This is a genomic window from Aeromonas ichthyocola (assembly GCF_046087985.1).
GTDB classification, from domain to species: Bacteria; Pseudomonadota; Gammaproteobacteria; order Enterobacterales; family Aeromonadaceae; genus Aeromonas; species Aeromonas rivipollensis.
Genome location: NZ_JBJSWH010000001.1, coordinates 337,833 through 362,356, shown reverse-complemented (window position 1 = coordinate 362,356; position 24,524 = coordinate 337,833). Strand labels below are relative to the sequence as shown.

The following is a 24,524-nucleotide window of genomic DNA, read 5'->3' as shown; positions in this document are numbered from 1 at the left end:
AGGGATGCCAGTGGTCAAACCGTTCAAGTGCGGTAGCGAAACGCTGAAAATAGTCAGCTCGCTGTGTCGGCTGCATCAGCAACAGCCCCTGCAAAAAGAGCGAGCGAACATGGATTTCACACCCCATTTCTGCCAGCTTGTCGAGCCAGCCAGTGCGCAAAAAGCGTTGATCGAGCAAATTGGCAGGTAATTGTACCAGTTCCAGAGGATAGCCAGCTGCGCTCCAGGTATCGAGCTCTCCGGGGAGTAGACGGATATCCCGAGTTTGCCGATCGAGCCCTGTTGCTGCAAATCGGTGAGTAACTCGAACATGGCTGGAGAGGCATCCTGGCTGCGGTGCAGCAGCAAACCATCGAGCCGTTTTCGCCCCAGCAAACGCAAACTGTTGTTAATCGCGGCCTGAACATCGGAGAGCGGTAGCCCTGGTGCCAGCTTGTCGATTAGCGTGAAGCCGGTGGTATCTCTTTGCCCCAGCCTCTGCTCGGCATTGCCATAGGCCTGCGCTGTATCCAGGGTATCGATACCTGCTTGACGAGCCAATGCAATGATCGCGTCGAGTTCCTCATCGCTGACTTGTCCGTCGTGATTGCTGATCCCGTAATCCAGACCGAATTGCACTGTGCCCAGGGCTAACCGCATAGTGCCTGCTCCAGCGCATCTACGACCTGTTGCTGCTCTGAGTGTGTCAGAGCCGGAAACAGCGGGAGGGAGATTGCTCTCTGGTAGTAGGCTTGCGCGCCCGGATAGGCGGCTGGATCATGTCCCAGCCCACGGTAGTAGGGCTGGGCTGGGATAGGAATATAGTGAACGTTGACGCCAATGCCGGCAGCACGCAGGCGGGCAAACACCTGATCGCGTTCAGCTACCTGAATGACATAGAGGTGATAACCGCTCTGGCGGTTATTACTCTGCTGCAACGGCTGGACTGGCAAGGGGGATAACAGCGCGTCATATCGCCTGGCAAGTTCACGACGCTGGGCAATGAACTGATCAAGACGGCTCAACTGACTAAGCCCTAGTGCCGCCTGAATGTCGGTCAAGCGATAGTTGAAGCCCAGCAGTTGCTGCTGAGGAATACCACTCTCCGGGGGAGGGCATGAGCAGCGTTGCGGATCACGAGTGATTCCGTGGCTGCGATAAGAGTCGCAATCGGCTGCCAGCCGCTGATCCCGGGTGGTGACGGAGCTCCCTCTGCGGTCGTAATCGGCTTGACCGGATCAAAGCTGAAGACCGTCATGTCGCTGTGAAGGCAACTACCGATAGGTGACCCCTGATAGTGGGCACCCAGTGCATGGCAGGCATCCTCGATGAGAACGCCGTACTGGCGACAGAGCACCCCGATCTCTCGAGATCGCAAGGCTGCCCGGCCAGATGCACCGCAATCAGGGCTTTGGGCAGGGTGTGGGTAAGCACTGGACGCCTTGCAGCTTCGCGCGCAGCGCCGCCACGCAGAGGTTGCCGGTCTCGGGTTCCACGTCGACGAAATCCACCTGGGCACCGCAGTAGCGGGCACAGTTGGCCGAGGCGACGAAGCTGATGGCCGAGACCCAGACCCAGTCGTCCGCGCCCAGTTCCAGCGCGGCGCAGGCGAGATGCAGGGCCGTGGTGCCGTTGTTGCAGGCGATCACATGGGGGGCCCGGCAGTAGTCGGCCAGTCCCTGCTCAAAGGCGGGGACCATCTGACCTTGTGTTAGATAGTCCGACTTCAGAACGGCAACGACGGCATCGATATCTTCATCTGTGATGGATTGGCGTCCATAGGGGATCATTCGGTTAGCACCTGCTGGTTCATCGTTTTCAATTCCTCTATCGACAGGAAATGGCGATTATTGAGGGAATTGTATTCGAAGCCGGGCTCGACCAGGGTCGCCTGCTCCCCCAGGGCATTGATCGCGAAGTCATTGTTGCGACTCGTGAAGGTGATGCTGGGGGCGATGACGTAATAGTCATTGAACTCATAGGTATGGTAGGAGTCATCGGCCGGGCACATCACCTCGTGGAGCTTCTCGCCCGGGCGTATGCCGATGATCTCCTGGGGCAGCTCGGGGGCCATGGCGCTGGCGAGATCCGTGATGCGCACCGACGGGATCTTGGGAACGAACACTTCCCCCCCCTTCATGCGGGCAAAGTTGGTCAGCACGAACTCCACCCCCTGCTGCAGGGTGAGCCAGAAGCGGGTCATCTCGCCATGGGTGATGGGCAGGCGGCTAGCCCCCTCCTTGATCAACCGGTCGAAGAAGGGCACCACAGATCCGCGCGACCCCACCACGTTGCCGTAGCGCACCACTGAGAAGATGGTCGGGTGCTTGCCCGCCATATTATTGGCGGCCACGAACAGCTTGTCGGAGCAGAGCTTGGTGGCGCCATAGAGGTTGACCGGGTTGGCGGCCTTGTCGGTGGAGAGGGCGATCACCTTCTCGACCCCGTTGTTGAGCGCCGCCTTGATGACGTTTTCGGCGCCCCCGACGTTGGTCTTGATGCACTCCATGGGGTTGTACTCGGCGGCCGGCACCTGCTTGAGGGCGGCGGCATGGACCACGAAGTCCACGCCGTGCATGGCCATGTTGAGCCGCTCGGCATCGCGTACATCGCCGATGAAGTAGCGCATGCAGGGATGGTTGAAGCGCTGCTGCATCTCGAATTGCTTGAGTTCATCACGGGAATAGACGATCAAACGGCTCGGCGTGTACAGGGAGAGGACAGCCTCGATGAACTTCTTGCCAAAGGAGCCGGTACCCCCGGTGATCAGGATCGTTTTTCCGTTGAACATGTCATAGTCCCGTTATGGAGTGAGTATCTGTCAGGATAGAAAGCATATTTTATGCCATATCTTGTGGCGAGCCATCGGAGGGCTCGCCCGATGTGAAGCCCGGGTCTCAGGCCGATGGCGGCTTGCTGCGGGCGATGGCCTCACACAGCTGCTCCACCGCATTGAGGGCTCGCGGGGTGAAGCGGTGCAGCTCATCGGGATTGATGAGGAGGAGCCGCTGCTGCTTGACGGCATCCAGCATGGACCACTGGCGCCAGTGGGCCAGCACGGCAGGATCCCGGCTGCCAGCCAGGATGAGCGTGGGGTTGGCCTTGATCACCTGCTCCAGCCCGACCTGGGGGTAGGGGGAGCTGGCATCCGCCATGATATTGCGGCCGCCACAGAGCCTGATGGCGTGGCCCGGCCAGGTCGAGTCATTGACGCTGGTCAGCGGCGGATACCAGAGCTGATAGAAGACCGAGACCGGCTTGGGCTTGCCGTAGCGCTGTTTCAGCGCGTCCAGCCTGGCCAGATAGGCGTCGGCCTGCTGGTCGGCTTTCTGCCGGGTGCCGAGCAGGCGCCCCAGGCTGCGCATCTCTGTGGCCAGGGAGGCAAAGTCGGTGGGCTCCGAGTAGAAGACGGGGATGCCGAGCTTCTCGACGGGGGCCAGCATGCGGGACTGGGCCGAGCGCCAGGCCACCACCAGATCCGGCTTCTGGGCCAGCAGGGCCTCCAGGTTGATGCTGCGGTAGTTGGCGACCCGGGGCAGGGGCGCCACCTCGGGGGGGAAATCGGAGGCATCGTCGGTCGCGACTATGCGATCCCCGGCCCCTATGTCGTACAGCAGCTCGGTCAGATGGGGGGTGAGGCTGATGATGCGCTGCGGGGTGGCTGCCGCACCGGACAGGGGCCAGCCGAGCAGGCACAGCAACAGGCACAGGGCGCGAAGGGGGATAAGGTTAACCATGGCGAAGCGTCATCAGGGTCAGGAGCAGCGAGAGCCCGAGCCAGCCCCAGCCGATCAGCAGCAGGCGATGGAGCAGGCGCCGGGGCAGGGTGGCGTCGGGCTCGGTGCCTTCGTCAAACACCGGGAGGCGTACCAGCTGGCCCTGATAGTAGCGGGGGCCCCCTAGGCGGCAACCCGTGATCTGTGCCAGCAGGCTGAGCAGGCCGCCCATGGCCGGATAGGGCCAGCGCAGGGCAAGGCGCAGCTTGCTCCCAAGCTGGCGCAACCGGGTCAATGCGAGGGGGAGTGCCAGCAGCAGTATGGCGGGGGCGCAGAGCCCCTGATAGAGCGCACTGGCGGCGCGGCCGAAGTGGACGAACTCCGCCTGTTTCGGGCTCCAGGCCTGATTCATCAGCTGGGCGAGACGCCAGAGCAAGGCCCCTTGCACCCCGGCGAGGGCAAAGCCCAGCAGGGGGCCGGCCCACTGGCCGACGAGGCGTAGCACGCAGGTCTCGCTCACCGCCTTGTTCAATCCCATCACCGACAGGGCGCCCGTCTCTCGCCTGAGCCAGCTCGCGGCCTGCAACCTCGCCACCACCAGCGTCTCCTGGGTTGCCAGGGCGCGGCTCGTCTGGGCGAGTTCCCGCAGGGGGCGTGATTCCAGCATCAGCAGCAGGAACAGCAGGTCGAACAAGGGCTCGGAGAGGGAGAGATTGCGCACCGCCCAGAGGCCGGCGGCGCAGGGCACCCAGACCACCAGCAGGGCCAGCAGCCCCGCCTGGCGTTGCTGACTGGGGGAACCGTCCGGGCGATACACCTTGTGGCCGAGGCGGGTCAGCAGCGGCACAGTAGCGCCGGGCCTGAAACGGGCAGGCCAGGGCAGCAGGGCCTCGAGCAGGGCGGCACCCACCATGATGGCCGCCGTCGTCGAGGCGAGGGCGGTCATCAGGGCGTCCCAGGAGAGGGTATCGATCACAGCTTGCCGAGCAGCGCCATGATCACCTCGGCGGAGTGTTGACCCGCCACCTCGATGAAGGCATCGAAGGATTCCACCTGCTCCTTGCCGGCGATGTCGGACATGGCGCGCACCACCAGATAGGGCACCTTGAACATGTGGCATACCTGGCCGATGGCGGCCCCTTCCATCTCGACTGCCAGCATCTGCGGGAAGTCGGCGCGGGCCTTCGCAATCGCCTCGGGCTTGCACATAAACTGATCACCGGTGCAGATGAGGCCGACCTTGGTCTGATGCTTGCCTTGCTCGGCGATGCAGGACTGGGCCAGGGCGATGAGCTTGTCATCGCAGGGGAAGGCGGCGGGCTGCTGGGCCATCTGGCCCATCTCGTAACCGAAGGCGGTCACGTCCACATCGTGGAAACGCATCTCGCTGGCGATGACCACGTCTCCGATGTGCAGATCCTGGGCGAAGCCGCCGGCGGAGCCGGTGTTGATGACGCAGTCGGGGGCAAATTTTTCCAGCAGCAGGCTGGTGGCGACGCTGGCGGCAACCTTGCCGATGCCGGAGCGGGTCAGGATCACCTCTTTACCGGCCAGACGGCCCTGATAGAACTCGCAGCCGCCCAGTTGCAGGGTGGTGGGTTCACTCAGCTGGCTGCGCAGCAGGGCAACTTCCTGCTCCATGGCGCCGATAATACCTACTTTCATCATCTACCTCGTCTCTGTGGCCGCTGGGCCGGAAAAGTTGGCGGGGATGATAACAAAACTTGGCGGTGGCGCCGAGCATTCCTGTGGGGCTGCCGGGGCATCTCCTGCGTCAGTGGTAGTGATCGACCAGGGCGGCAAGCTCGCCGCTCGAGGCCAGCTGCTGCAAGGTGTTGGCAAAGAGCGCCAGCCGCTCTGGGGTAGTGCGGCGGTGGAACAGTATGTAGAAGGGGGTCTCTTCCATCACAGTGGGGAGAATGCGGATCCGCTCCCCCAGCCCGTGCTCGCGCAGATCGGATTCAAACCCCGGGGAGCGGTAGTAGACGAAGCGCCCCCGCTTCATCAGCAGCTTGTCGTAGTTGGCCTTGCTGCCGATCCCGCCGCTGTCGATGATGAGGCCGCCGATGGCCTGGAGCCGTGCGATGGCGCCGCTGCCGTGATTGATGAGGATGATCCCCTGCTGACCGAGTGCCCTGACATCCTCCCAACTGCGTATCTCGACCGGATCGTCGCTGCGTACCGCCAGGTGGTAGCGCACCGTGAAGATGGCGGGTTGCAGGTAGACGAACTGGCTGCGCCGCTCCGGGCTGTCCCCCACGCCGCAGATGAAATCCAGCTGGCCGTGCCGCACCTTCTTCTCCAGGCGCTTGAGGGGCAAGGTGCTCTGATCCCCCGCGATGCGCAGGGCCGGCTCCCGCGCCTCCATCCGTCGGAACAGATCGACGCAGATCCCGCCTGTTTTCCCTCCCGCCAGGGTCAGGTACTTGGGGGCCGAATCGGCTTGCGCCGCCGTGTGGTACACCTCGGTGGCACCGACGGCCCCACTGGCTGGGGCAAGCAGGCAAAGCAGCAGAGCCATCCGGACGATCATCTCATGCAGGGTCTCGATAGGGGGGGCGCGCACCCATCATCAGCCGGATCAGGAACGCAAGGAACTAGACATTAGGCTATTTATCAGCGTGTTATCAACCCAAGGCTGTATCCAGCGTCATCATCAAAGCAAAGCTGGCCATCGGCCCCGGTAGGAGATGGGTCTGATGGCCGTAGCGATTGGCTCGGGGATCACTGAGTGGGAAAAGACGGCTTGCATCCTGCCCCGGCCTCTTGCGCCCATATCAACCCAAGGCCGTATCCAGCGTCATCATCAGGGCAAAGCCGGCCATCAGGCCCAGGGTGGCATGGGTCTGGTGACCGTTGCGGTGGGTCTCGGGGATCACCTCGTGGGAGACCACGAACAACATGGCTCCGGCCGCGAGCCCGAGACCTATGGGGTAGGCAATGGCCATGCCGCTGGCGAGCCCGACCCCGAGCAGGGCGCCGAGCGGTTCCAGCAGGCCGCTGCCGATGGCCACCAGCACGGCGACCGAGGGACGAAAGCCGGCGGCGGACATGGCGAGCGCCACCGCCAGTCCCTCGGGGATGTCCTGCAGGGCGATGGCGGTGGTGAGCGGCAGCCCCACTGCCATGTCCCCCTGGGAGAAGCTGACCCCGATGGCCATGCCTTCCGGCAGGTTGTGCAGGGCGATGGCAAACACGAACAGCCAGACCCGGGAGCAGCTCTCGTGGCCGGGGCCGCAGGGGCCCGTCTTGTCGTGCTCGTGGGGGGTGAACTGATCCAGCCCCAGCATCAGCAAGACCCCCAGGGTCATGCCGGCCACCACCACGGCGGCGGCGAGAAAGCCGTCCCCTGTGATCCCCTCGGCCGCCTCCAGCCCAGGCAGCAGCAGGGAGAAGGCGCTGGCCGCCAGCATCATGCCGGCGGCAAAGCCCAGCATGGCGTCTTCCACCCGCTGGGGGACAGATCGCAGGAACAGGGCGGGCAGGGCGCCGAGCGCCGTGGCGGCAAACCCCGCGACGCCGCCGATGAGGCCATAACGCACCCCGGGGCTGATGTCACCGGCCGCCAGCATGATGAGGCTCTGCAACAGCAGCAACAACACGGCTGCCAGCGCGATAAAGAGGCCGATGGCGATCACCGGGCGTGTCCGCAGTTGTTCGCGCAGCTGGGCAGACCAGGAGGAAGCGGGCAGATACGAGCTGTTATCCATGAAACAGGGCCTCTTGTTACAGCAAATTGATGGCGTGGACGGCGAGGCGCCATCGGATTATGTTGGTCATTACAGCGAGCTGGGCCCCTTGTCCATGTCACTGCATCGATTGCATTTATCGGTTAACTATTTGAAATGATTTGGTCGCCTTCAATATTTTGTGATGAATGTCGGGTTGTACGGAAAAACAACTTGCTTTTTGCAACACGAAAGCTGGTGAGGAGTAGGCAGCTTTGTGATAGAGTGCGCGCCTCGCGAACGCGCCTTCCCCCGCTTTCGCAACCTTCCATCTCCCGTCAGGAAAGTCCGGGATACCAGCTTCATACGGATGTGATCGCCACTGTGCACCTGCTTGTCAGCAGTCGAGGATCACCAGCCAATCATGTTTTACAAAAATCTGTCTATCGGCAAAAAGATTGCCGTGGTTTTTGCGGTCATTGCCGCCGTCAACGTGATATTCGGTATTTTTCTCTCCAGCGAATTGCGCGGCGTGCGCGATCGCGTGCTGAATTTTACCGACTCCACCCTGCCGAGCGTGCTCTGTCGGTCGAAACCTGCTCTACGACGTATCCTATGTGCGCCGTGCCCAGTTTGCCCTGCTGATGGTGGATGACGCCGCCGACTGCAGGCCCGTCGTGGCCGTATCCAGGAGAGCGTGGCCAAGGTGGACAGGCCTTTCGTGCCTATGAGGCCACCGTCGGTGCCGACCATGAGCGCCAGGTGTTCAACCGCGCCAAGCAGGAGTGGCAACGCTATCTGAGCTCGGTCAATGTGGTGGATCAACTGCTGGTGCAGGGTCAGCTGGCCCAGGCCAGGGACGCGCTGTTCCAATCCAACGGTAGCTACACCGAGCTGGAGCAAGGGGTCAACGCCCTGGTGGAGGTGAACCTCGGCTTCGTGCAGGAGAACCGCGGCAGCCTGCTTGGCAGCGTCAACATGGTGACTACCTTCGCCACTGTGAGCATCGGAGCCCTGCTGCTGTTCATGGGGGTGATGACCTGGTTCCTCACGCGCCAGATCTGCCTGCCGCTGCAGGCCGTGGTCGCCCAGGCCAACGCCATAGCGCAGGGGAACTTGACCCACAGACTGGATCGCCAGCACATAGGGCAGGATGAACTGGGCATGCTGGCCAGTGCCTCCCTCAAGATGCAGGACAACCTGCGCGGTCTCATCGAGGAGGTGGTTGCCGCCGTGACCCAGCTGGGGGCCGCCATCGAGGAGGTGAGCGCCGTCTCCGAGCAGTCGGCCCAGGGGATCCAGAGCCAGCAGCAGGAGATCTCCCTGGTGGCGACCGCCATGGCCCAGATGAAGGCGACGGTGGCCGATGTGGCAGGCAACACCGAGACCGCGTCCGAGTCGGCCAGCTCCGCCAATACCTTGGCACGCCGTGGCAACCAGGATGTGCAGAGCTCGCTGATGTCCATTACCCGGGTTGCCGAGGAGATTGAACAGGCGGGCACCCTGGTCACCGAACTGGAGCGCGAATCAGCAGATCAACGTGGTAGTTGACGACCGAGGCCGGTTCCTGTGTCTTTCTTGGCGATCAGCTCAATCTTGTAACCGTCCGGGTCTTCCACGAAGGCGATGACGGTGGTGCCCCCCTTGACCGGGCCCGGCTCGCGGGTGATCTTGGCGCCGGCGGCGCGCAGGGCGTCGCAGGTGCCATAGATGTCGTCCGCTTCCAGGGCGATGTGGCCGTAGGCAGAGCCCAGCTCGTACTCGCTCACGCCCCAGTTGTAGGTGAGCTCGATGACGGCCTCGTCCTTCTCGTCACCGTAGCCGACGAAGGCCAGGGTGTACTTGTATTCGCTGTTCTCGCTCTTGCGCAGCAGTGTCATGCCCAGCACGCGGGTGTAGAAGTCGATGGAGCGTTGCAGGTCGCCGACGCGCAGCATGGTATGCAGAATTCTCATTGCTCAATTCTCCGGGTTGGTGATTGGTACTGCTTTCAATCTAGGTTGAGAGGCGGTCACGAGCGTACACCGTTTGCATGCTGCCCAGTCGATCAGCTCTCCGGGTAGACCTTTTCTTTGTACTCGCACAGGTCTTCGATGATACAGGAGCCGCAGCGTGGCTTGCGCGCCAGGCAGGTGTAGCGCCCGTGCAGGATGAGCCAGTGGTGCACATCCAGCTTGAACTCGGCGGGCACCACCTTGAGCAGCTTCTCCTCCACCTGATCCACGTTCTTGCCCACCGCGAAACCGGTGCGATTCGACACCCGGAAGATATGGGTGTCGACGGCTATGGTGGGCCAGCCAAATGCCGTGTTGAGCACCACGTTGGCGGTCTTGCGACCGACCCCGGGCAGGGCTTCCAGTGCCTCGCGGTTCTCCGGCACCTCGCCGCCGTGGCGCTCCAGCAAGATGGCGCAGGTCTTGATGACGTTCTCGGCCTTGGTGTTGAACAGGCCTATGGTCTTGATGTACTCCTTCACGCCGTCCACCCCGAGAGCCAGCATGGCGGCTGGGGTATTGGCCACTGGATAGAGCTTGTCGGTGGCCTTGTTGACGCTGACATCGGTCGCCTGGGCCGACAGCAGCACGGCGATCAGCAGCTCGAACGGCGTGGTGAAGTTGAGCTCAGTGGTGGGATGCGGGTTGTTCTCTCGCAACCGCTCCAGTATCTCTCTGCGTTTTTGGTTGTTCATGCCTTGCGTCCGATCATAGCTCGGTCGCCCGGACGCGGGCCGGGGCAACGTTGCAGTGGGCTACGGTAGCGGCCTGTTTGCGACCCATCCAGTCGTTGATGGCATTCTTGCCGGCGATGAGCAGGCCCAGGCCGATGAAGCCCCCCGGCGGCAAAATGGCCAGCAGCAGGCTGGCATCGGCATGGAACAGCTCGATGCGCAGGGACTTGGCCCAGTCCCCCAGCAGCAGATCGGCGCCGTCGAACAGGGTGCCCATGCCGATGATCTCCCTAAGCCCCCCCAGCACCAGCAGCACCAGGGTGAAGCCCAGCCCCATCATGAAGCCGTCGATCGCCGCCAGCAGGGGCGGGTTCTTGGAGGCATAGGCCTCGGCCCGGCCTATGATGACGCAGTTGGTGACGATGAGGGCGATGAAGATGCCGAGCGCCTGATAGAGGCCATAGGTGTAGGCGTTCATCAACAGCTGCACGCTGGTCACCAGGGCCGCGATGATCATCACGTAGACAGGGATGCGAATGTCCTTGGGCACCCAGTTGCGCACCAGGGAGATGGCCAGGTTGGAGCTTATCAGCACCACCATGGTCGCAAGACCCAGCCCCAGGGCATTGGTGAAGGTGGAGGAGACCGCCAGGGTCGGGCAGAGCCCCAGCACCTGCACCAGGGAGGGGTTGTTCTTCCACAGCCCCTGTAGCATCAGCTCCTTGAGCTCTTCGCGGCGGCTTTCCAGCTCGGCGATCGGGGCTGCGCCCGTTTCAATCTGTTCCATCTGGTTCATGATGGCTCGACTCCGTTAGTTCGCCGCCGGACAAGCCGGGGCGTTGCTGCAGCAGTTCGGGTTGCTCCTGCTGCAGTTTAAGCAGGTTCTTCACCGCCTTGACCACGGCTCGCGGGGTGATGGTGGCGCCGGTAAAGGCATCGAACTCGCCGCCATCTTTCTTCACCGCCCAGCTGGCTCGTTGTCATGGGTCAGGAATTTTCCGGCAAAGCTGTTGATCCAGTCCGATTTCTTCAGCTCGATCTTGTCACCAAGGCCCGGGGTTTCCTTGTGAGCGAGCACCCGCACGGCGGTGACGGTGCCCTTGGCATCAAAGCCCGCCACGATGCGGATTGCCCCGCTGTAGCCGTCCGGCGCGACGGTTTCCAGCGCATAGCCGGTCACCACGCCATTTTTGCTGGCGGTGTAGAGCGGCATGCGGCTGATCGCTGCCCAGATACTCCTGCTGGTCACCAGCTTGCAGCTGGCCACCAGATCGTTGTCATAGCTCCCCTCCGGCAGCAATACCGAGAGGGTCTGCAGCTTCTCCAGCTGCTGCTGGTGGGCGATTTTATCCTTGGTCAGCTCGTTGGTCAGCACCACCACGGCGGTGCAGGCCAGGGCGAACAGGGCCAGAATAAGGCCGTTTTTGCGCATGCTCTTTAACATGTCCCTGGGCTCCGTCAGCTGTGATGGTCAAAGGGCAGAAACATCATTTGCGGACGGGCTCCATACACTTTCGGGCGAGTCAGGCTGTCAATAAAGGGTACGCACAGGTTGGCCAGCAGCACGGCAAAGGCGAAGGCATCCGGATAGCCGCCAAAGCGGCGAATGATGTAGACCAGCACGCCGATCAGCACGCCATAGACCAGTCGGCCGCGCGGCGTGGTGCAGGCGCTGACCGGATCGGTGGCGATGAAGAAGGCCCCCAGCATGGTGGCGCCGCTGAACAGGTGGAACATGGGGGTGGCAGTCGCATCCGGGCTCACCAGATAGCCGATGGTGGAGGCCGCCAGCAGGGCACCGAGAATGGCGGTGGGAATGCGCCAGTTGATCACCTTCTGCTGCAGCAGGAACAGGCCGCCCAGCAGGTAGCCAAGGTTGACCCAGCTCCAGCCGATGCCGCCCCAGCCCTCAAACAGCGGGCCGCTGGGATCTCGCCGGTGGTGAGCCCCTGAGTCAGGCCCGGTTTTCAGGGTATCGAGGGGAGTCGCCATGGTCAGCCCATCCACCCCCTGCTTCAGCTGCGCCATGCTGTAGCCGTCGAGGCTAAAGCCGGTGAAGATCACCGACGCCGCATCACCAAAGCCGAGGCTGTAGGCGCGCACGCTCTCCGGCGGCAGCCAGCTGGTCATCTGCACCGGGAAGGAGACCAGCAGCAGCACATAGGCCACCATGGCCGGGTTGAACAGGTTCTGACCGAGCCCGCCATAGAGGTGCTTGGCGATGATGATGGCAAAGGCGGTGCCGAGTACCAGCATCCACCAGGGCAGCAAGGGGGGCAGGGAGAGGCCGATCAGCACGGCGGTGAGCGCCGCACTGCCATCCATCAGGGCTGGCTTGATGGCGCGGCCCCGCAGCTTGAGCACCAGCGCCTCGCACAGCAGCGCGGTCACCAACGCCAGCAGGATCTGGATAAAGGAGCCCCAGCCGAAGAACCAGGTCTGGGCCAGCAAGCCCGGCACGCAGGCCAGGATCACCAGCAGCATCAGGGTTCGGGTCTGTTTGCGGTTATGGGCAAACGGCGCAGTCGCAATATTGAACATGAGTCTGTCGATTACCTTGTGGTTGTTCGGTCGGCTGACGGGACATCTTCAGCGGCGGTCTCTGCGGCTCTGGCTGCCTCGGCCGCCAGCTTCTTCGCCTTGGCGCGGGCCACGGCGGCTGCAATGGCCGCTTTTTTCGGATCAACCGGGGCATCAGCCGCAGGGCGCTCGCTTCAGGCCGGCAGTGACGGCAAGTGGTTGCTCACTGCTGGCTGCATCGGTTTGCATCGGCTCGGCCGGTGCGCGCTCACCCTCAGTTCCGGCACTCTCTACCTGAGTACCAGCGCTTTCTACCTCAGCACTGGTACTTGCGCTCTGCTGGGCCAGCTTTTTGGCCTTGGCCCGGGCGATGGCTGCGGCGATAGCGGCCTTCTTGGGATCGACCGCTTCGCTTGCAGCCGTATCGCTTTGGCTGGTGGTTACTTCGCTCTTGGCTAGCGCCATGTCGCGGGTCTCCGCGCTTGCTGATAGCTCACCTTGCGTACCCTCAGCACCGGCACTTTCGCCCTGCTGGGCCAGCTTTTTGGCCTTGGCGCGGGCGATGGCAGCGGCGATAGCGGCTTTCTTGGGATCAACTGCTTCGCTGGCCGCAGATGGCGCATCGCTTTGGGTTGCAGCGGATTCGCTGGTGCCAGCATTTGCGGTCAGGTCGCCCTCAGCGCTGTCACCCTGCTGGGCCAGCTTCTTGGCCTTGGCACGAGCGATGGCTGCAGCGATAGCCGCTTTCTTGGGATCGACGGGCGCATCACTTTGGATGTCTGCTTCGGCTGCCGTGCCCTTGGCAGCGCTTACCGGTTCACCATTCGCCTCGGCCTTTTTGGCTTTGGCACGGGCAATGGCGGCGGCAATCGCCGCTTTTTTCGGATCAACCTCTGCCTTTTGCTGATCAGCATCTACCGCAGGCGCAGCAGTGGCTTCGGCAGTCACAGGCTCGGCGCTCTCGCCTGCCTGAGCGGCTTTCTTGGCCTTGGCGCGCGCCAGTGCGGCGGCGATGGCTGCTTTCTTGGGATCGCTGGCGGGGTCAACTGCTTCGGCGGATTGCGGCGCAGCGGCCGCTGTGTCGCTGTTTGCGCTCTCCGCCAGTTTGGCGGCGCGGCGCGCCTCCGCTTCCCGTTTGCGGGCTTCGCGGGCGGCAATCACGGCGCTGTTGTCGGGCAAGCCCTCGGCGGTGGCGGTAATGGCTGTGATGGGGGCATCCTGCTTGGCCTTGATGCGGGCCAGAGAGCCGCTGCCACCGGATCTTCCCCGCCTGCGGCGGCCATGGCCTGGCGACGCTGGGCTGCGGCCTCGGCGTGGCGAGCCTCCCGCGCGGCCTTGTCCCGCTCGAAGCGGGCCTGCTTGGCCTCGAAGCGCTGCTTGGCGCGCTCCGCCTTCTCGGCCTCGGCACGGACTTCGCGGATGTCATCCTTGGCAATCTTGTAGTACTGCACCAGGGGGATCTCGCTCGGGCAGACCCAGGCGCAGGCCCCGCACTCTATGCAGTCAAACAGGTTGAGCTTCTCGGCCTTGTCATACTCCTTGACCCGGCTGTACCAGTAGAGCTCCTGGGGCAGCAGGTTGGCGGGGCAGGCGTCGGCACAGGCGCTGCAACGGATGCAGGCCTGTTCGGGGCCGGGGGGCGGCAGCTCGGCGCGGGTGGGGGAGAGCAGGCAGTTGGTGGCCTTGACCACGGGCACCATGGCATGGGGCAGGGTGAAGCCCATCATGGGGCCCCCCATGATGACCCGCTGATCCGCCTCCGGTTGCAACTCGAAGCGTTGCAGCAGCCAGCGCACCGGCGTGCCGAGCCGCACCCAGGCATTGCCCGGCTGCTTGAAGGCATCCCCTGTGAGGGTGACGATGCGCGAGATGAGCGGCTCGCCGTCTATGATGGCGCGCTTGATGGCAAAGACGGTGGCGACGTTGAGCACCATGATGCCCATGTCGACCGCCCGGCCCCCCTTGGGTACCTGGCGCCCGGTGAGCAGCTCTATGGTCTGTTTGGCGCCGCCGGAGGGGTACTTGGTCGGCACCGACTTGACCAGCACATCCGGGTCTGTGGCATGGCGGGCCAGGGCGTCGATGGCCGCCGGCTTGTTGTCTTCCACCCCGATCAGGGTCAGCTTGGGCTTGAGCAGGTGCTTGAGCACCCGTATGCCGTCCATGATCTCGTCGGCATACTCCTGCATCAGGCGATCATCTGTGGTGATGTAGGGTTCGCACTCCAGGCCGTTGACGATCAGGATCTCGGTGAGCTGGCCGCGGCCATCGAGCTTGCTGTGGGTCGGGAAGACGGCGCCGCCGAGCCCCGCGACCCCCGCCTGCTGGATGCGCTCGAGCAGTTCGCCCCGCTCCAGATTCCAGTAGTCGGGTTGGGCCTGGCGTTCGCACCAGGCATCTTCCCCGTCCGGGGTCAGGATGACGCAGAGATCGTCAAGGCCCGAGGGGTGCGCCACCGTGTGCTGTTCGATGGCGGTGACAGTGCCCGAGGTGGAGGCGTGCACCGGCACTATGCGCCCCTTGTCGTGACGGGTCAGCGGCTGGCCCTTCTTGACCCTGTCACCCACCCGCACCAGCAGTTCGCCGGCCGGGCCCGCGTGCTGGCGCACCGGTATGATGAGCTGGGGGGGCAGACCCGCGTCCACGACCGGGGTCAGGCTGGACTGGTGCTTGTTCTCGGGAGGATGAATGCCACCGTGAAAATCCCAGAGGGTGCCGGCTTTGATGCGTTCTAGCAGATGCTGCATGGTTACTCCGCTGTTTATTCCACTATCTTGACCGGAATGGCGACCTTGGCCAGATCCCATTTCCAGTTGTCGACCGTGGTCGGCACCGGGATCATCTCGATACAGTCGGTCGGGCAGGGGTCGACGCAGAGATCGCACCCCGTGCACTCGGCCGCGATGACGGTATGCATCGCCTTGGTGGCGCCCAGGATGGCATCGACCGGGCAGGCCTGGATGCACTTGGTGCAACCTATGCACATGTCTTCGTGAATGAAGGCGACCTTCTTGACGGGGACGGCTGCTTCGTCGCCACCGTCCAGCGGCTGGGGCTCGACCCCCATCAGATCCGCTATCTTGCGCATGGTGGCATCGCCACCGGGCACGCACTTGTTGATCTGATCGCCGTTGGCCAGCGCCTCGGCGTAGGGCTTGCAGCCCGGGTAGCCGCACTGGCCGCACTGGGTCTGGGGCAACAGGGCATCGAGCTGGTCGACTATGGGGTCGGCCTGCACATGAAACTTGACGGCGGCATAGCCCAGAATGATGCCGAAGGAGAGGGCCAGCAGGGCCAGCACCAGAATGGCAAAGAGTATGTGAGTCATAGCGCTATATCTTGATGAGGCCGGTAAAGCCCATGAAGGCCAGCGACATCAGGCCGGCGGTGACCATGGCGATGGAGACGCCGCGAAAGGGGGTGGGCACGTCGGCGGCCACCAGACGCTCACGCATGGCGGCAAACAGGATCAGCACCAGCGAGAAACCGCAGGCAGCCCCGAAGCCGTAGATGATGCTCTGGATGAAGTTGTGGCGCTCGTTGATGCTCAGCAGCGCGACGCCCAGCACGGCACAGTTGGTGGTGATGAGGGGCAGGAAGATGCCGAGCAGGCGATAGAGGGTCGGGCTGCTCTTGCGGATCACCATCTCGGTGAACTGCACCACCACGGCGATCACCAGGATGAAGCCCAGGGTGCGCAGATAGGCGATGTCCAGCGGGATCAGGATATAGTGCTCCATCAGATAGGAGCAGGCGCTGGCGAGCGTCATCACGAAGGTGGTGGCCAGTCCCATGCCGATGGCGGTTTCCAGCTTGCCAGAGACGCCCATGAAGGGGCATAGGCCGAGAAACTTCACCAGCACGAAGTTGTTGATCAGCACGGTACTGACCAGTAAAAGCAGGTACTCAGTCATTGACGATGGGTTTTCCGGTGTGAAGGCGGCGGTATTATCTGATGTTAGGTGCCTTTAGACAACCGCAAGGCCGTATGGTTATTATTCGGGGGCCCAATTCATGGAGGCATTGTGCGCCCGCTACCCATACTGACCCTCACCCTGGCCATGCTGCTCTGGTCCAGCTCCTTCATCGCCCTCAAACATGTGCTGGAGGTCTGGTCCTTCGGCCAGGTGCTCTTCATGCGGATGTTGGTGGCCTCCTGCTGCTGGCTGCTTTGCTATCGCCAGCTTGGCCGGTTCAGCTACCAGAAGGGGGATTGGCGCTGGCTGGCCCTGATGGGCGCCCTGGAGCCCTGTCTCTATTTCCTGCTGGAGGTCAACGCCCTGCGCTACACCAGTGCCGGACAGGCGGGCATGGTCTGTGCGCTGCTGCCCCTGATGGTGGCCCTGGTGGCTTTCGTGTTGCTGAGGGAGCGGGTGAGCCGCCGCCAGCTGCTGGGTTTTGCCATCGCCATCTGCGGCATCGCCCTGCTGGGGCTGGCCGAGGGGGCGGATGAGTTCGCCTCCAACGCCCTGCTCGGCAACAGCCTGGAGATGGGGGCCATGCTCTGCGCCGCCACCTATTCGGTGGTGTTCAAGAAGCTCTCCAGCCGCTACGGCGTCATGACCCTGACCGCCCTGCAGGCCTTCGTCGGCACCCTCTTCTTCGCCCCCTTCGCCTTCAGTGCCCCCTGGCCTGCGGACTGGGACTGGCAGGACATGGGGGTCATCCTCTTCCTCGGTGCCTTCGTGACGCTCGGCGCTTACCTGCTCTACAACTGGTCGGTGACTCAGGTGAAGGTGACCCTGGCGGCCGCCTACGTGAACCTCATCCCAGTCTTTACCCTGCTGCTCGCCTATCTGCTGCTGGGGGAGACGCTGGGTTCCTTGCAATGGGTTGCCTGCGCCGCCGTGCTGGCCGGCATCGGGGTTGGTCAGTTGCCCGGGGGCAAACACCGGGTGCGCAGCGCCGCCGCCCAGAGTTGACTTCCCCCCGATCGGCTACAGTCTGGACAGGGACCTATGCTGGCCATGAAGGAGCCACACCATGAGCGATATGAAGTTGCTGGCCGAGGCCAAGACCTTGCTGAGCCACCACCCTTTTACCCTGGCCGATGCCAGGGCCCTGGAGGCCCTGGAGGAAGCAGCGGTGGGGGAGGAGGGGCTGTGCATCGCCGAGTTGTGGGAGCTGGCCCTGGGTCAGGCCGACGAGGAGGCGAGGCGCTATCTGCAGGGGGAGGATTGACGCCTCTTCAAGCCTCCTGGATGACAAAAAACAACGCGGGGCCTGGCCCCGCGTTGTTATTGGATGGCGCACTCCTGGCTCAGATGGAGAGACTCTTGACGGTGTCCGAGACGGAGTTGGCGTCTTCGATGATCTCCTTGATGACGTCGGCGATGATGTTGGCCTGATCCTGCCCCGCCACCGCCTTGCCTGAGACGACGGAGACGGTCTGGGTGATCTTGGAGGTGATGTCTGAGTTGTGCTTGATCACGGAGACGATCTCGTTGGTGGAGGTCGAGGTTCTGGCGGCAAGCTGCCTCACCTCGTCGGCGACCACCGCAAACCCCCGGCCCTGCTCGCCGGCCCTGGCCGCCTCTATGGCGGCATTGAGTGCCAGCAGGTTGGTCTGATCCGCGATGCCGCTGATGGTGGAGATGATGGACTCTATGCTCTTGGATTGCTGATTGAGCAGGTCTATCTGCTTGCTCACCTCGTTGACCGAGGTGTTGATGTGGGAGGAGGTCTCCAGCACCTTGTCGATCACCTCGCGCCCCTTGGCGGCACTGGCGACGGTTTCGCTGGCGATGGCGCAGGCCTTCTGGGCCGCCTCCCGGGTGGAGATGGATTTTTCCACCCGCTCAGTGATGTCGCTCGCCAGCTTGATGATTTTGACCACCTTGCCCTCGTGGTTGAAGATGGGGTTGTAGGTCGCCTCCAGCCAGATCTTCTCCCCGCGGTTGCCAAGGCGCATGAAGAGCCCGGACTTGATGTCCCCCGAGCCGAGATCGCGCCAGAAATTGGGGTTTTTCTGGTAGAACTCCGGATCGCAGAACTGGCGGTGGTGTTTGCCGACCACCTCCTCCAGCCGGTAACCGAAGCAGTGGAGGAAGTTCTGGTTGGCGGTGATGACGGTGCCGTCGGGCTGGAAATCGATCACCGCCAGCGACTTGTCGAGCGCCGCCAGCAGGGCCTGGGTGCGCTCCAGGGAGGACTGCTGCTGGGTCACGTCCGAGGCAACCTTGGCGACGCGTGCCACCTTGCCATCGATCATGATGGGGAAATAGGTAGCCTCCAGCCAGATAGCCTTGCCCGACTTCGACTGGCGGATGAAGCGGCCGTTGCGGGAGATGCCGCCGCGCAGATCCTGCCACAGGCTCTCGTAATCACGGGTCTTGACGTCCTCGGGGAAGCAGAGCGCACTGTGGTGCTTGCCAATTACCTCCTCACGTTGAAAGCCCACGATCTTCAGGAAGAGGTCGTTGACGAAGGTGACCATGCCCGCCGGGGTAAACAGGATGAAAGGCACCTGGGACTGGATGGCCTGCTCGAAAGCACCCAGCTCCGCCATCTTCGCTACCTGTTCACTCGCTTCCTTGCTTGCTTTGTGATTCCAGAACATACGGAGCTCCTCCATGAGACCCTTGAATGACAGACCGACAGTAATCTGAGTGAATTAACAATAGCATTGCTGCCTGATGAAGCTTCATCGACTCCGAATCAACTTTTTGAATATTTAATTTCAATCCTGATGAATTTTTCTCCCTCAATCAGGTTTCTAACGAAGATTGCTCCTGGCCGGATAGAGGCGAACAGCCAGACACTGATAGTGGCATGAGGGTGACCCTGTTGGCACTGACGACAGTGTTACCTTTTGGTGTCACAGTGCGGGCAGTGAGCCCATCCGGTGAAAAACGGGCCTGTGCACAGGGCAGGGGGAGGGGATTATTTTGACTGCTGGAGGGTGTTTATCTTCTTGTTCAGCGCCTCCATCTCGTTCTGGTATTGGCGCGCCACGGCCTGCCTTCTGGGAGAGCGTACTCTGCCCTCTAGATCGCTCGTCTCTGTCGTCGTCGCCCTCTGTTCGTTGTTGTCACCGGCTATCTCACGGTTCATCTGCTGTTTCTTTGTCTCCATCTCGGCGCGAAGCGCGTCTATCTGGCGCTGTTTCTGGCCGCTGGCTAGGTTCTCTTCGATCTCCCGGGTCTGTCTGGTGGCCCTCTCTACCTCCTCGGGGGAGGGGGTGTAGATATTGAGTGGCAGCGGCTTGGCGTCACTGCTGCAGGGGATGTCGCTGAAGGTGACCTGGCCGTTGCGGGTACATTGATAGACATCGGCACGGACAGCCGGGGCTGTGACGGCAACCAGACAGCCAAGCGTGATAATCAGCACGGGTGACATAGACTCCTCCTTGAATCCTCTCTTTGCACAGTAGTACAGAGGCCCTGACCAGACAATCAGCCACTATCGACGCCGCCAGTATGGGGCCGGCCATTTCCCCTGTCGTGTCGCCACTCGTCCGGGCTCCCTCGTGCCCCCGCCGGGATCGGGCGATCGGCATATGGGGTGTGGATTGAGGTGACATACGGCGGGATCTTGGCCGGTTTTCCCCGCAGTTCAACACATCAGAGCACCATAGCGGGCCACAATGAGGTATCTTATGCCCCGATTTCATCCATTTAACGGATCCGAGACCCCTATGATTATCAAACCCAAGGTTCGCGGCTTTATCTGCACCACCACTCACCCGGTCGGTTGTGAAGCCAATGTTCGTCGCCAGATTGCTTACACCCAGGCCAAGGGCACCATCGAGAATGGTCCCAAGAAGGTACTGGTGATCGGCGCCTCCACCGGTTATGGTCTGGCCTCCCGGATTGCCACTGCCTTCGGTAGCGGCGCCGCCACCATTGGCGTCTTCTTCGAAAAGCCGAGCACCGAGACCAAGACGGGCTCCGCCGGCTGGTACAACTCCGCCGCCTTCGACAAGGCTGCCAAAGAGGCCGGTCTCTACGCCAAGAGCGTCAACGGCGATGCCTTCTCCCACGAGTGCCGCGCCAAGGTGATCGAGCTCATCAAGCAGGATCTGGGTCAAATCGATCTGGTGGTCTACTCCCTGGCCTCCCCGGTGCGCAAGATGCCGGACACCGGCGAAGTGGTGCGCTCTGCCCTCAAACCCATCGGCGAGGTCTACACCTCCACCGCCATCGACACCAACAAGGATCAGATCATCACCGCCACCGTCGAGCCGGCGAACGAGGAAGAGATCCAGAGCACCATTACCGTGATGGGCGGTCAGGACTGGGAGCTGTGGATGGGAGCCCTGCGTGATGCGGGCGTGCTGGCCGACGGCGCCAAGTCCGTGGCTTACTCCTACATAGGCACCGACCTGACCTGGCCCATCTACTGGCATGGCACCCTGGGCCGCGCCAAGGAAGATCTGGACCGCGCCGCCACCGCCATCCGTGGCGATCTGGCTGCCAAGGGCGGCACCGCCCACGTGGCCGTGCTGAAATCCGTGGTGACCCAGGCTTCCTCTGCCATTCCGGTGATGCCGCTCTATATCTCCATGGCCTTCAAGATCATGAAGGAGAAGGGCATCCACGAAGGCTGCATGGAGCAGGTGGATCGCATGCTGCGCACCCGTCTCTATGCTTCCGACATGGCGCTGGACGAGCAGGCCCGCATCCGCATGGATGACTGGGAGCTGCGTGAAGACGTGCAGCAGACCTGCCGCGACCTCTGGCCCTCCATCACCACCGAGAACCTCTCCGATCTCACCGATTACGCCGGCTACAAGCAGGAGTTCCTTCGCCTGTTCGGTTTCGGTCTGGACGAGGTGGATTACGATGCGGATGTGAATCCGGATGTGACCTTCGACGTGGTCGAGCTCTGAGCCTGACAGCGTGACAACAGGGCCCTGCGGGGCCCTGTTTTTTTGCCGCTCATTCAAGCTGTTGCCGCAGGTTTATTATCCGCGATCACCTTTTTTCACTATCAAACCCGCTAGTCTTGCGCTGATCGGATCACAGACGGCATTGCCGAGGAACGGAAGCCATGACCACTCCAAACAAGGTGCCCAAGAAGCGCCAGCTCCCCACTGTCTATACCCTGCTTTTCATCATCATCGCCCTGATGGCGGCCCTCACCTGGGTGCTGCCGGCGGGCAAATACAACTATGTGACCGCCAAGACCCAGCAGCCTGTCGCGGCGGCGGCCGTGGCCGACTACAGCGGCGATGAGCGATTGCTGCCTGTGCCCGGCAGCTATACCGAGCTGCCTTCCCGGCCCCAGGGGGTGTTCGAGGTGCTCAAGGCCCCCATCCAGGGCTTCCACAAGGCGGCCGACGTGGCGCTCTTCGTGCTCATCATCGGCGGCTTTCTGGCGGTGACCATGCAGAGCGGGGCGCTCGATGCCGGGGTCGGGGCAATCGTGCGCGCCTTCGCCGGCCGCGAGCGGCTGCTGATCCCGGTGCTGATCGCGCTCTTTGCCCTCGGTGGATCCACCTTCGGCATGGCCGAGGAGACGGTGGCTTTCTGGGCGCTCATAGTGCCGGTCATGATGGCGGCGGGCTTCGATCGCATGGTGGCGGCGGGGATCATCCTGCTCGGCTCCGGGGTCGGGGTGCTCGCCTCCACCGTCAACCCCTTTGCCACCGGCATCGCCTCCGGTTTTGCCGGCATTCCCATCGGGGAGGGGATTGGTCTTAGGGTCATCCAGTGGCTGCTGTTGGTGATCTTCGCCTCCTGGTTCGTGATGCGCTACGCCAAGCAGGTGCAGCAGGACAAATCCCGCTCCGTGCTGGCCGACATCGTCTATGACGACGAATTCTCCCAGATGAAGAGCGGCAATCTTGCCTTCAGCGGCAAGCAGAAGCTCACCATGCTGGTGTTCTTCGGCACCTTCCTGCTGATGATCTATGCGGTGGTGCCCTGGGTGGATCTGGGGATAGATCTGCTGCCCACCTTTGGCTGGTGGTTCGACGAGCTATCCACCCTCTTCTTCAGCGCCTCCATCCTGATTGCGATCATCAACCGGATGCCCGAATCCAACTATGTGGCGACCTTCCTCAACGGGGCTCGGGATCTCATCGGGGTGGCGCTGGTAGTGGCGGTGGCGCGCGGCATCTATGTGGTGATGGAGCAGGGTGTCATCATAGACACCATATTGCACTGGGCCGAAGGACTGGTGACCGGACTCTCCTCGTCGGTCTTCATCCTGATGGCCTATCTGGTGCACATCATCCTGAGCTTCTTCATCCCCTCCACCTCGGGGCTGGCAACCGTCTCCATGCCGCTGATGGGGCCGCTGGCGGACTTCTCCGGCATTTCGCGGGATCTGGTGATCACCGCCTATCAGTCCGCCTCCGGCTGGATCAACCTGTTCGCTCCCACCGCCGCCCATCTGGTGGCGGGTCTGGCGCTCGCCAGGATCCCCTACAATCGCTTCGTGCGCTGGGTGCTGCCCTTCATCATCGGCGTGGCCCTCATCACCATGGCGGTGCTGGTGGCCGGTACCCTGCTCCACGGCTGAAAAACGACAGACAGCAAAAAGGCTCCCGAGGGAGCCTTTTTCATGAGCCTGCTTACTGCTTGTAGCCCTTGAGGAAGCGGGCGAGACGGCCTATGGCCTCTTCCAGCTCCTCTTCCCGGGGCAGGAACACCAGCCGGAAGTGATCCGGTGCCGGCCAGTTGAAGCCGGTGCCCTGCACCAGCAAGAGCTTCTCTTGCTGCAGCAGGTCGAACACCATCTTCTGGTCGTCGCGAATGTCGTACACCTTGGGGTCGAGGCGCGGGAACATGTAAAGCGCCCCCTTTGGCTTGACGCAGGAGACGCCGGGGATCTCGTTCAATAGCTCCCACGCCTTGTCCCGCTGGCGGCGCAGGCGGCCACCCGGCAGGATCAGCTCGTTGATGCTCTGATAGCCACCCAGCGCAGTCTGGATGGCGTGCTGCATGGGCACGTTGGCACAGAGCCGCATGGAGGCCAGCATCTCCAGCCCTTCGATGTAGCCCCTGGCACGGCCCTTGGGCCCGGTGATGACCATCCAGCCCTGACGGAAGCCGCAGGCGCGGTAGGCCTTGGAGAGGCCGTTGAAGGTCACCACCATCACATCGTCACACTGGGTGCAGACGCTGGTGTGGGAGATGTCGTCGTAGAGGATCTTGTCGTAGATCTCGTCGGCGAAGATGATGAGGTTGTGCTGGCGGGCGATCTCGATCAGCTCCAGCTGGAATTCGCTGCCATAGACGGCGCCGGTCGGGTTGTTCGGGTTGATCAGCACCAGGCCGCGGGTGCGCGGGGTGATGCGGGCGCGGATGTCGTCCAGATCCGGATGCCAGTCGGCCCCTTCATCGCAGCGGTAGTGCACCGCATGACCACCGGAGAGGGTGACGGCGGCGGTCCAGAGCGGGTAGTCGGGGGAGGGCACCAGCATCTCGTCGCCGTTGTTGAGCAGCGCCTGCATGGCCATCACGATGAGCTCGCTGGCGCCATTGCCGATGTAGATGTCGTCGATGTCGACCTTGCGCATGCCCTTTTGCTGGTAGTACTGCATCACCGCCTTGCGGGCCGAGAAGAGCCCCTTGGAGTCGCAGTAGCCCTGGCTCTGGGGCATGTTGAGGATCACATCCTTGATGATCTCTTCCGGCGCATCGAAACCGAACGGGGCCGGGTTGCCGATGTTGAGCTTGATGATACGGTGGCCTTCGTCCTCGAGACGGCGGGCCTCTTTATGCACCGGGCCGCGAATGTCATAGCAGACATCGTCGAGCTTGTGCGACTTGTCGATAGTGAACATGGTGAGCGTGATTCCTTCCCCTGGGGGCGCGTTGGCAGAAAAGCTTTTTTTAGTATCAAATTTCTCTACCCCTATTCTTCACAGAATTGAATGCTAGAACAATCTAATTTATGGAATAAATCCCTGATATTTACCCCTGAAACAGGGTTGCCAGTCTGTTAAATTCAGCAGGATCGTTTGCCTGTCTCGCGAGAGACTAGTGAAAGATGAGGGGGAGGTTCATAAAGCAGCAAGAGTGT

Annotated in this window: 23 protein-coding genes and 4 pseudogenes; 6 read left to right on the top strand and 21 right to left on the bottom strand. The window is 62.5% G+C overall.

Going from position 1 to position 24,524, the window contains the following annotated elements:
• Positions 1-75: 75 nt before the first annotated feature.
• The 10 genes and pseudogenes from ACF2JD_RS01630 to ACF2JD_RS01585 all read right to left on the bottom strand — a co-directional run bounded on the left by ACF2JD_RS01630 (position 76) and on the right by ACF2JD_RS01585 (position 7,405).
• Positions 76-639, bottom strand: coding sequence for an aldo/keto reductase (locus ACF2JD_RS01630; RefSeq protein ID WP_440986622.1), 564 nt, complete (start codon positions 637-639; stop codon positions 76-78).
• Positions 630-1,172 (bottom strand): annotated as a pseudogene (locus ACF2JD_RS01625) (DegT/DnrJ/EryC1/StrS family aminotransferase); the annotation flags it as partial. The gene ACF2JD_RS01630 and the pseudogene ACF2JD_RS01625, both read right to left, overlap by 10 nt.
• A 74-nt stretch (positions 1,173-1,246) precedes the next feature.
• Positions 1,247-1,336, bottom strand: a pseudogene (locus ACF2JD_RS01620) (DegT/DnrJ/EryC1/StrS family aminotransferase); the annotation flags it as partial.
• 46 nt (positions 1,337-1,382) lie between these two features.
• On the bottom strand, positions 1,383-1,769 hold the full coding sequence (locus ACF2JD_RS01615) for an aminotransferase class I/II-fold pyridoxal phosphate-dependent enzyme (protein ID WP_440986621.1): 387 nt from the start codon (positions 1,767-1,769) through the stop codon (positions 1,383-1,385).
• Positions 1,766-2,770, bottom strand: coding sequence for a UDP-N-acetylglucosamine 4,6-dehydratase (inverting) (pseB, locus tag ACF2JD_RS01610; protein ID WP_440986620.1), 1,005 nt, complete (start codon positions 2,768-2,770; stop codon positions 1,766-1,768). Before pseB ends, ACF2JD_RS01615 begins: the two co-directional genes overlap by 4 nt.
• A gap of 106 nt (positions 2,771-2,876) precedes the next feature.
• Entirely contained in the window at positions 2,877-3,716 is an 840-nt protein-coding gene (locus tag ACF2JD_RS01605; protein ID WP_429163839.1) for a cobalamin-binding protein, read from the bottom strand.
• Positions 3,709-4,641: a cobalamin biosynthesis protein gene (locus ACF2JD_RS01600; protein WP_440986870.1), complete on the bottom strand. Its 933-nt coding sequence runs from the start codon at positions 4,639-4,641 to the stop codon at positions 3,709-3,711. Before ACF2JD_RS01600 ends, ACF2JD_RS01605 begins: the two co-directional genes overlap by 8 nt.
• 26 nt (positions 4,642-4,667) lie before the next feature.
• Positions 4,668-5,360 (bottom strand): 5'-methylthioadenosine/S-adenosylhomocysteine nucleosidase, encoded by a 693-nt coding sequence (mtnN, locus tag ACF2JD_RS01595; protein WP_111912465.1) that lies wholly within the window; start codon positions 5,358-5,360, stop codon positions 4,668-4,670.
• 109 nt (positions 5,361-5,469) lie between these two features.
• The gene (locus tag ACF2JD_RS01590) at positions 5,470-6,228 is read right to left on the bottom strand and encodes a transporter substrate-binding domain-containing protein (protein ID WP_440986869.1); all 759 of its coding nucleotides are present in this window, start codon (positions 6,226-6,228) and stop codon (positions 5,470-5,472) included.
• Between the two features lie 244 nt (positions 6,229-6,472).
• Positions 6,473-7,405 carry a ZIP family metal transporter gene (locus ACF2JD_RS01585; protein ID WP_440986619.1) on the bottom strand — a complete coding sequence of 311 codons (933 nt, stop codon included), beginning with the start codon at positions 7,403-7,405 and terminating at the stop codon, positions 6,473-6,475.
• A gap of 382 nt (positions 7,406-7,787) precedes the next feature.
• Here ACF2JD_RS01585 and ACF2JD_RS01580 point away from each other — a divergent pair, with 382 nt between their 5' ends.
• Entirely contained in the window at positions 7,788-8,018 is a 231-nt protein-coding gene (locus tag ACF2JD_RS01580; RefSeq protein WP_440986618.1) for a hypothetical protein, read from the top strand.
• A 107-nt stretch (positions 8,019-8,125) separates the two neighbouring features.
• The gene (locus tag ACF2JD_RS01575; protein ID WP_440986617.1) at positions 8,126-8,914 is read left to right on the top strand and encodes a HAMP domain-containing protein; all 789 of its coding nucleotides are present in this window, start codon (positions 8,126-8,128) and stop codon (positions 8,912-8,914) included.
• Here the strand turns inward: ACF2JD_RS01575 and gloA are convergent.
• The 8 genes and pseudogenes from gloA to rsxA all read right to left on the bottom strand — a co-directional run bounded on the left by gloA (position 8,899) and on the right by rsxA (position 16,465).
• Positions 8,899-9,318 carry a lactoylglutathione lyase gene (gene gloA, locus ACF2JD_RS01570; protein ID WP_440986616.1) on the bottom strand — a complete coding sequence of 140 codons (420 nt, stop codon included), beginning with the start codon at positions 9,316-9,318 and terminating at the stop codon, positions 8,899-8,901. The genes ACF2JD_RS01575 and gloA overlap by 16 nt on opposite strands.
• A 92-nt stretch (positions 9,319-9,410) precedes the next feature.
• Positions 9,411-10,052: an endonuclease III gene (gene nth, locus ACF2JD_RS01565; protein ID WP_043129311.1), complete on the bottom strand. Its 642-nt coding sequence runs from the start codon at positions 10,050-10,052 to the stop codon at positions 9,411-9,413.
• 13 nt (positions 10,053-10,065) lie between these two features.
• Positions 10,066-10,827 (bottom strand): electron transport complex subunit RsxE, encoded by a 762-nt coding sequence (locus tag ACF2JD_RS01560; RefSeq protein WP_440986615.1) that lies wholly within the window; start codon positions 10,825-10,827, stop codon positions 10,066-10,068.
• Positions 10,805-11,475 (bottom strand): annotated as a pseudogene (gene rsxG, locus ACF2JD_RS01555) (electron transport complex subunit RsxG). Before rsxG ends, ACF2JD_RS01560 begins: the two are co-directional and overlap by 23 nt.
• A gap of 14 nt (positions 11,476-11,489) precedes the next feature.
• Positions 11,490-12,572: an electron transport complex subunit RsxD gene (gene rsxD, locus ACF2JD_RS01550; RefSeq protein ID WP_440986614.1), complete on the bottom strand. Its 1,083-nt coding sequence runs from the start codon at positions 12,570-12,572 to the stop codon at positions 11,490-11,492.
• 11 nt (positions 12,573-12,583) lie between these two features.
• Positions 12,584-15,298: pseudogene (gene rsxC, locus ACF2JD_RS01545) on the bottom strand (electron transport complex subunit RsxC).
• 14 nt (positions 15,299-15,312) lie between these two features.
• On the bottom strand, positions 15,313-15,879 hold the full coding sequence (gene rsxB, locus ACF2JD_RS01540) for an electron transport complex subunit RsxB (protein ID WP_106887208.1): 567 nt from the start codon (positions 15,877-15,879) through the stop codon (positions 15,313-15,315).
• 4 nt (positions 15,880-15,883) lie between these two features.
• Entirely contained in the window at positions 15,884-16,465 is a 582-nt protein-coding gene (gene rsxA / locus ACF2JD_RS01535) for an electron transport complex subunit RsxA (protein WP_106887207.1), read from the bottom strand.
• 111 nt (positions 16,466-16,576) lie between these two features.
• Between rsxA and ACF2JD_RS01530 the strand changes: the two genes are divergently transcribed.
• Entirely contained in the window at positions 16,577-17,473 is an 897-nt protein-coding gene (locus ACF2JD_RS01530) for an EamA family transporter (protein ID WP_440986613.1), read from the top strand.
• Positions 17,474-17,534: 61 nt separating this feature from the next.
• A complete protein-coding gene (locus ACF2JD_RS01525) occupies positions 17,535-17,732 on the top strand; it encodes a hypothetical protein (RefSeq protein ID WP_408817026.1) in 198 nt (65 codons plus the stop codon).
• Positions 17,733-17,811: 79 nt separating this feature from the next.
• On the opposite strand, the gene ACF2JD_RS01520 is transcribed toward ACF2JD_RS01525, so the two are convergent.
• Positions 17,812-19,110 carry a methyl-accepting chemotaxis protein gene (locus ACF2JD_RS01520; protein WP_394293348.1) on the bottom strand — a complete coding sequence of 433 codons (1,299 nt, stop codon included), beginning with the start codon at positions 19,108-19,110 and terminating at the stop codon, positions 17,812-17,814.
• 323 nt (positions 19,111-19,433) lie between these two features.
• Positions 19,434-19,889, bottom strand: a complete 456-nt coding sequence (locus tag ACF2JD_RS01515) for a DUF4124 domain-containing protein (protein ID WP_392416356.1) — start codon at positions 19,887-19,889, stop codon at positions 19,434-19,436.
• A 298-nt stretch (positions 19,890-20,187) separates the two neighbouring features.
• Between ACF2JD_RS01515 and fabV the strand changes: the two genes are divergently transcribed.
• Entirely contained in the window at positions 20,188-21,381 is a 1,194-nt protein-coding gene (gene fabV / locus ACF2JD_RS01510; protein WP_440986612.1) for an enoyl-ACP reductase FabV, read from the top strand.
• Between the two features lie 161 nt (positions 21,382-21,542).
• Complete coding sequence (locus ACF2JD_RS01505) at positions 21,543-23,018, top strand: YfcC family protein (protein WP_440986611.1); 1,476 nt, start codon at positions 21,543-21,545, stop codon at positions 23,016-23,018.
• A gap of 52 nt (positions 23,019-23,070) precedes the next feature.
• Here ACF2JD_RS01505 and ACF2JD_RS01500 read toward each other — a convergent pair whose 3' ends face one another.
• Complete coding sequence (locus ACF2JD_RS01500) at positions 23,071-24,285, bottom strand: pyridoxal phosphate-dependent aminotransferase (RefSeq protein ID WP_106887201.1); 1,215 nt, start codon at positions 24,283-24,285, stop codon at positions 23,071-23,073.
• Positions 24,286-24,524 lie beyond the last annotated feature (239 nt).